Genomic DNA, 7,662 nt, shown 5'->3' with positions numbered 1-7,662 from the left:
CCCCCTCAAGGGGGGAGGATTGCGGCCGCTGCGCCAGGAGCCGCAGCCACATGTATTGGGCCGTGTTGGTGTCCTGGTATTCGTCGACGAGAATGTATTTGAAGCGCTTGTGGTAGTCCTTCAGCACGTCCGGATAGGCGCGGAAGATGCGGATCGGGTGGCAGAGCAGGTCGCCGAAATCGCAGGCGTTCAGGGTCTGCAGCCGCTCCTGATAGGCCTTGTAGAGTTCGCGGCCCTTGCCGTTGGCGAAGCTGCGGGCGTCGCCCTCGGGGATGTCGGCGGGGCCGAGCCCTTTGTTCTTCCAGCCGTCGATCATCTGGGCGAACTGCTTGGCGGGCCAGCGTTTGTCGTCCAGCCCCTCGGCCTGGATGAGCTGCTTGATCAGACGCACCACGTCGTCGGTGTCGAGGATGGTGAAATCGGATTTGAGACCGGCAAGCTCGGCATGGCGACGCAACAGCTTGACGCCGATCGAGTGGAAGGTGCCGAGCCAGGGCATGCCCTCGACACTGCCTTCGCCGATCAGATGGCCGATGCGCTGCTTCATCTCGCGCGCGGCCTTGTTGGTGAAGGTGACGGCAAGGATCTGCGAGGGGAAGGTCTTGCCGGTGGCGAGGATGTGAGCGATGCGCGTGGTGAGCACGCGCGTCTTGCCGGTGCCGGCGCCGGCCAGCACCAGAACAGGGCCTTCGGTTGTCTCGACAGCCAGCCGCTGCTCGGGATTCAGCCCCTTCAGATAATCGGGCGCGCTGTTTTGGCCGCTGCGGGCGGCCATGGCGCGCGCAGCTATGCCGGACGGGGCTGCTGTGGGCCGCGCATTCGGTTCGTCAAAGAAGGGCATGTCTTCCGAAAACCCGGACATTGCCCCCGAATGTAGTGATTCGGCAGCGAAAGACCAGAAGTGTCTCCGTTTTGTTCTGGTTAGCGACAGGATTTGCCGAGCGCGGTGTCTCTTCGGCCTCGGCAATTGCCTCAAATCCTTGTCGTGCCTTATCCGGCGGCTGCCCGCATGCGCTCGCCGATCTTGTCGGCCACGTAGCCGGCATCGCGCGCCGCGCCATGGATCATGGTGGAGGAGGGCGAATGCTGGAAATGCAGGCCGCAGACATACAGTCCCGGCTCGCCTTCGATGGCACCGCGATATTGCTTGACCCGGCCGCTGTCGTCGAAGATCGGCAGCTTGATCCAATCGAGCCCGGCCCGGAACCCGGTGCACCAGATGATGTTCGAAACGTCTAGAAGCTGGCCGTCGTCGAGCAGCGGCTTGCCGTTGCGGGCACCGGCGACGCGGGCGACCCGGCGGACGCCGGCGCCGTCCAGATCCTGCGGCTTGACCCGGATCAGCGGCAGGCCATGAGAAAGATGCCCCGGCTTCGCCTTGCGGCCCATCGGCATGTCGACCGTAAGCAGACGGTGGAAAACGATGCGGAAGACGAACGGAAGGACCGCGCGCATCGCGAAAGAGCCATTGTAGGCGACCGGGATGTGGCCTGGGTGGCGGCCCGACAGCCAGACCTGGTGCGTGCGCGCGAGATCCATGGCTATTTCAGCGCCGGAATTGCTGGCGCCAACCAAAAGCACGCTGCCCGGATTGAGCTGCACGGGATTCTTGTAGGCGCTCGAGGACAGTTGCCGGATTGACGGATCGAGCGACGCCGCGAAATCCGGGACCTTCGGCTTCTGGTAGCTCGAGGCCGCGGCGACGACGTGCCTGGCGATGTAGCGGGTCTGGCCGGCCGTGACGATGTAGAGCTTGCCGGAGCGGGTTACTTCGTCGACCTTGACGCCGGTGCGCACCGGCAAGGCAAACCTCCGCGCATAGGCCTCGAGATAGTCGGCCATCTCGTCCTTGGTCGGGAATGAATAGCGGGCAGCGGGGAAGGGCATGCCGATCAGACCGTCGAAGCGCGCCGGCGTGAACAGGCGCAGCGAATCCCAACGCGAGCGCCAGATGTCGCCGACGCGTTCGCGCCCCTCGAGAATGACGAACTTCACCCCCTTGCGGGCGAGGTGATAGCCAACGGAAAGGCCATTCTGGCCGGCGCCGATGACCACGACGTCGACATGTTCTTCCCTGAGAGCAGGCCGCGTTTCGTCGCCTGATGGCATATCGCTGCCGGTTGCCCGCAGCGCATCGGCCTCCAGATGCATGAAGGCCGCTCCCGGTTCCAGCAGCGTGCCGGCGCGTGTCCTGGTCTCGGCGATGCGAATGTTGTGACGGCCGCGCATTCCCTGCATCGTGGCCGGTCCGGATGTCGAAGTCGGGGTCATGATCGCTCCATTTGGTTCGTCAGTCATGGACCAGAAATAGCGGAACGGCGCGGCGGCGCTTCGGGGAGACACCTCACGGCGGAAGAAAATGCGATGGGGATTTTCCCCCATGCCCTCAGGTCAGATGTTTTTCTGGGTCAGATGAGCCCGTTCTGAAAGGCGTAGGCTGTCGCGGCGGCGCGCGAGTTGACCGCCAGCTTGTCGAAGATGTTGCTGAGATGCCGGTCGATGGTCTTTTCGCTGAGGCCGAGCTCGGTCGCTATCGACCTGTTGGTCCTGCCGGTGGCGACCAGGCCAAGGACTTCGATCTCGCGCCCGGTCAGGCCGTGCGGGCGCGAACTGGCCGGCCCGACCAGAGCCGTGACGCGGGCAAGTTCCGGCGCGGCGCCAAGCGTGGCGAAAACGGCGCGGGCGGCATCGAATTCGAGCTCGGTGCCGTCTTCGTCGCCAAGCATGCGGCAGGCCTGCCCTGCAAGCACGCGCAGCCGCGCCTCGAGATAGGGAGCGCCGGCACGCTGCCAGGTCGTCAGCGCGGCGCGGAAATGGCCGAGCGCGGTCGCGGCGCTGCCTTCGTGCAAGTCGATCTCGCCTCTCGCCTGCGAGGCCATCGCCGCCAGGATGTCGGTCGCGAAACGGGTGGCGATCGCTTCCAGCTCCTGGCAGGCGTCGCGTGCCTCCTCGATTGCGCCGGCTGCGATCATGATCTCTACCCGCGCCGGCAGCAGGCGGGCGCGGCCGAGTGGAGCCTTGGTCGTGGCGAGCACGCGGCGAAGGGTTGCCGCAGCCTGTTCGGCCCGGCCCTGCGCCAGCCGCAGCAGCGCCATGCCGGGCTGCGGTTCGAGCCCGAGCCGACTGGCGGTGCGGTAAAGGTCCTCGGCGGCGGCGAATTCGCCACGCAGACGATGGATTTCGGCCTCCTGATAGGCCGCTCCGGCCGCCGCCTCGCTGGCGGTGGTATGGGCCAATGACGTCGTCGCGCGGCGGGCCTCCGTGATTGCATCCTGCCAGGCGCCGTTCAGTTCCATGATCTCGGCGCGGTGCAAAAGGCAGACGCCGTTGAACTGGACGAGCTGCGGCTGCGCGCCGCACCAGTTCGATAGCGCCTCGGTCCATTCGCGCGAGCGGTCGAGCGCGTAGACCTGCCGGCACGCTGCGATGAGGTTGCAGTAGATCAGGCCGGTGACGATGGGCGAAAGTTTTCCGTCGACCGCCGGCAGCATGGCCTCGTCGAGCGAGGCGATGCCTTCGTCGATCCGGCCCTGCCGCACAAGCGCGCGGCCGAGATAGCATCTGGCGAAGGCGACGAGGTCGACGTCGCAACAGCGCTCGCCGATCGCCAGCGCCTGGCTGGCCAGCCGCTCCGCCGCCGGATCATTTCCCGTCATGAGCTCCTTTTGGGCCGCCAGCAGCGTCAAATAGCCATGCGCGGCGCATTCGCGGCCGAAGCCGTCGGCCAAGCGCTGAGCCTGCTGGATGCAGGCGCTGGCGTGGCCTTCCTCGCCCAAGGCCAGAAGCCGGAAGCCGCGGAAGAATGCCCAATACGCTGCGCGGTCGTAGCGGCCGGCTTCGACATAGGTCTCGAACAAACGGTCTCCGGCGGCCAGGCTGTCCTGGTCGCGGTCGAGCATGGCGGCCGACCAGAGCAGCCGTTCCAGATCGTCCGGGCCCAGCGGTGCCAGATCGTCCGTTGCACGCAACAGCTCAAACGCATCCGCCCAGTCCCGTTGCTCATAGGCGTGACGGGCCCGTTCCAGCAGCAAGGCGGCCTCGGCTTTCATCGGCAAAGCATAGCATTGCCAAATAACTGGCAGAAGAATGGCAGATGCCAGGCTTCGTCAAGTCGGCGTGAGCGGCCGGGGTGATGCTTACTTTATGCCGTGCTGATTTGACACCGCACGCAGGGGGGCCGAAAACTGCGGCGGCGAGATGAAACAGAATCGAAGGCGCGTTACGGTTGTGCTTCGTGACAGCGGTTTTCGATCGCCCGTCTGCTGCGCATGAAGGAGTGTCGTTGTGGCAACTATCCTCACCGCTGTGGTCCTTGCTCTCATCGGTCTGGTTCTCGGCGGCGGCGGCATCCAGTTGGCGGTGCTGGGCGGTAGCTGGTACTACGTGATCGTCGGCCTTGCCTTCCTCATCACCGCCTTGCTGCTCTTCAGGCGCAATTCCATTGCGCTCTGGCTCTATGCCGCGATCGTGATCGGCACGCTGTGCTGGGCGGTCTGGGAAGCGGGCTTCGACTGGTGGGATCTGGGCCCGCGCGGCGGCGTCATCGTGCTCCTGGCGCTGTGGCTTTTGACACCATGGGCGAGGCGAGGGCTTAGCGGTCCAGACGGGCGCGCGCCGCTGATCCTGGCGGTGCTGGCCTCGCTAGCCGTGGCCGGCTATTCGATGACCGCCGATCCCAGGGACATTGCCGGCGAGCTTAACGCCGACAAGGTGACGCCGACGGCAGATCTCGGCGGCAATGTGCCGGAAGGCGAGTGGCACTTCTACGGCCGCACGCCCTACGGCCAGCGTTTTTCACCGCTCAACCAGATCACCGTGGACAATGTCGCTTCGCTGCAGCCGGCATGGACCTACCGCACCGGCGACGTGAAGGGTCCGGACGACATCGGCGAGACGACCTATCAGGTGACGCCGCTGAAGATCGGCGACGCGCTCTTCATCTGCACGCCGCATAATTTCGCCATCGCCATCGATGCGGCGAGCGGCAAGGAGAAATGGCGCTTCGACCCGAAGATCAAGCTCGATCCCAACCGGCAGCACCAGACCTGCCGCGGCGTGTCCTATTATGCCGACGGCAAGATCGCCGCCGGCCAGCCATGCGCCGCGCGCGTCTATCTGCCGACCTCCGACGCGCGGCTGATCGCGCTCGACGCCGCGAACGGGCAGGTGTGTGCCTCCTTTGCGGAGGGCGGCACGCTGAACCTGCTCGCCAACATGCCGTATCCGAAATCGGGCTACTACTATTCGACCTCGGCGCCGCTCATCGTCGGCGGCAAGATCATCGTCGGCGGCGCGGTCAACGACAATTATTCCACGCAGGAACCGTCAGGCGTCATCCGCGCCTTCGACGTCGACAGCGGCGCGCTGCTGTGGAACTGGGATTCCGGCAATCCGGACCAGACGACGCCGCTGCCGACCGGCCAGACCTACACCAACAACTCGCCCAACATGTGGTCGACGCCGAGCGCCGACGAGAAGCTCGGCCTGCTCTACGTGCCGCTCGGCAACCAGACGCCGGACCAGCTCGGCGCCGGGCGCAGTGCCAATGTCGAGAAATTCTCCTCCTCGATCACCGCGCTCGACCTCAACAGCGGGCAGGTGCGCTGGGTGCGGCAGACCGTGCATCATGACCTTTGGGACATGGACGTTCCGGCGCAGCCGACGCTGGTCGATATCACCACCTCGAGCGGTGTCGTGCCGGCGCTGGTCGGGCCAACCAAGCAGGGCGACCTCTATGTGCTCAACCGGCGCAGCGGCGAGCCGATCATTCCCGTCAAGGAGGTGCCGGCGCCTGGCGGCGCGATCGAGGGTGACCATACCTCGCCGACGCAGCCGGAATCGGACCTTTCCTTCAATCCGAAGCCGCTGACAGGCGCCGATATGTGGGGCATCACCATGTTCGACCAGCTGGCCTGCCGGATCGAATTGCGGGGCCTGCGCTATGAGGGCCGCTACACGCCGCCGTCCGTCCAGGGTTCGCTGATCTATCCCGGCAATTTCGGCGTCTTCAATTGGGGCGGCGTCGCTGTCGATCCGGTTCGGCAAGTGATGTTCGGCATGCCGACCTATCTGGCGTTCAAATCGCAGCTCGTTCCGCGCGACCAGGTGCCGCCGCCGGATGAAGGACGCGGCAGCGAGCAAGGGCTCAACCGCAACGAGGGCGCGCCTTACGCGGTGGTGATGGGGCCGTTCCTGTCGCCGCTCGGCATTCCCTGCCAGGCGCCGCCATGGGGCTATGTCGCCGGCGCCGATCTCAGGACCGGCAAAATCGCCTACAAGCACCGCAACGGCACCGTGCGCGACATGACACCGCTGCCGCTGCCGTTCAAGGTCGGCGTGCCCGGCATTGGCGGGCCGATGATCACCGCCGGCGGCGTAGCCTTCCTGGGAGCGGCGGTCGACGACTATCTGCGCGCCTATGACCTGACCACCGGCAGGCAGCTTTGGAAAGCCAGGCTGCCGGCCGGCGGCCAGTCGACGCCGATGACCTACACGGTCGGCGACGGCCGTCAGTTCCTGGTCATCGTCGCCGGCGGCCATGGTTCGGTCGGCACCAAGCCCGGCGACTATGTGATGGCCTACACGCTGCCGAAATAGGTGTGTTGATGTTCGGGTGATGCCGGCCAGCGAACGGCACACCTATTGCGCTAGGTGACGGCCTGATGGACCGGCACGGGCGAAATCCTGATCGCACAGGTAGCGGCCGCTTGCGCGTCCCACGGTCTTGGCACTCAGTTGCCGGATTTTGCGCGGCAGGGCCGGCGCCTACTTCTGACCTTGACCGCAACTCGGCCGCCGGTGAGCGTTGCGGCGCGCAGCGCCAAGAGGGCCGCGCCGGCCAGCACGAGCGCGCTTGCGAGGATCGGAGCGGACAAGGTCATAAGCGTTGTTCCTTCTCGTCAGGTACCGTCGTGACAGGCGAAGCCAGGTTGAGCTTCCCTTCAAATTATGGCGGCGCCATCAGGATTCGCGGAAATGACCAAAATGTGATGAGGTCCCGGACTGGCCCTCGCCTCAGGGCTTTCGTGCCGAGACCAGGAGATAGGCCTTGGAGACAGCGCCGAAATAGCCGGCAATCAACCGGCAGACGAGGGCGGTGCCGAGGCTGGACTTCAGGCTCATGGCGCCCTTGCCCCGTTCCGAGGCCGGCCATGCGACGAGGCTGCGGCGGAAGCCGCCGAGGCAGTCGTCAGTCCTGTCTTCGACCCTGACATCCTGAAAGCCGACGGCCTCGAAGAGCGCCCGGTAAGAAGCGATGTCCGGGACCAGATTGGCCTTCGGCACGCCAAGGCGGTCGGCGACCGGAGCGGTGAAACCGCGAAACAGGATGTCGGAGAGCACGAGCGCGCCGCCGGGCTTGAGCACGCGCAAGGCTTCCGCGAGGAAGGCGGCGCGGGTATCGAAGTGGAAGGCGGCCTCGACGCAGATCACCGCGTCGAAGCTCGCGTCGGGAAAGGCAAGCTTGGCGGCGTCCATCTGCAACACCGTCGCGCCGGGGGCATTCTGGCGCGCCGTCGCGACCTGCGCGGCTGAGATGTTGATGGCAGTGACCGCCTCCGGCGGGTAGGAGGCGAGCAGACGCCTGGTCGACGCGCCGAGCCCGCAGGCGACGTCGAGGATCCGGCCGCCCTTGTCCGGGAGCCGTGCCAGCAGCGTGTCGAC

At 65.9% G+C, this 7,662-nt stretch carries 6 protein-coding genes; 1 reads left to right on the top strand and 5 read right to left on the bottom strand.

What is annotated here, in order from left to right; all coding sequences use genetic code 11:
• From EN742_RS16800 to EN742_RS16790, 3 genes are all read right to left on the bottom strand, one after another.
• Nucleotides 1-862, bottom strand: an 862-nt coding sequence (locus tag EN742_RS16800) for a UvrD-helicase domain-containing protein (protein WP_148670129.1), incomplete at its 3' end; no start/stop codon positions are given.
• Nucleotides 863-990: 128 nt separating this feature from the next.
• Complete coding sequence (locus EN742_RS16795) at nt 991-2,271, bottom strand: FAD-dependent oxidoreductase (protein WP_245482310.1); 1,281 nt, start codon at nt 2,269-2,271, stop codon at nt 991-993.
• Nucleotides 2,272-2,408: 137 nt separating this feature from the next.
• Nucleotides 2,409-4,049, bottom strand: a complete 1,641-nt coding sequence (locus EN742_RS16790; RefSeq protein WP_126053935.1) for a helix-turn-helix transcriptional regulator — start codon at nt 4,047-4,049, stop codon at nt 2,409-2,411.
• Between the two features lie 235 nt (nt 4,050-4,284).
• Here EN742_RS16790 and EN742_RS16785 point away from each other — a divergent pair, with 235 nt between their 5' ends.
• On the top strand, nt 4,285-6,597 hold the full coding sequence (locus tag EN742_RS16785) for a glucose/quinate/shikimate family membrane-bound PQQ-dependent dehydrogenase (RefSeq protein WP_128333049.1): 2,313 nt from the start codon (nt 4,285-4,287) through the stop codon (nt 6,595-6,597).
• Nucleotides 6,598-6,731: 134 nt separating this feature from the next.
• Here the strand turns inward: EN742_RS16785 and EN742_RS38155 are convergent, their stop codons facing one another.
• Nucleotides 6,732-6,881: a hypothetical protein gene (locus EN742_RS38155; RefSeq protein WP_189363146.1), complete on the bottom strand. Its 150-nt coding sequence runs from the start codon at nt 6,879-6,881 to the stop codon at nt 6,732-6,734.
• A gap of 133 nt (nt 6,882-7,014) precedes the next feature.
• A partial coding sequence (locus EN742_RS16780; protein ID WP_148670128.1) for a class I SAM-dependent methyltransferase occupies nt 7,015-7,662 on the bottom strand: 648 nt, incomplete at its 5' end.

The organism is Mesorhizobium sp. M4A.F.Ca.ET.020.02.1.1 (genome assembly GCF_004022645.1).
GTDB lineage: Bacteria > Pseudomonadota > Alphaproteobacteria > Rhizobiales > Rhizobiaceae > Mesorhizobium.
This window is presented reverse-complemented; position numbering and strand designations above follow the sequence as displayed.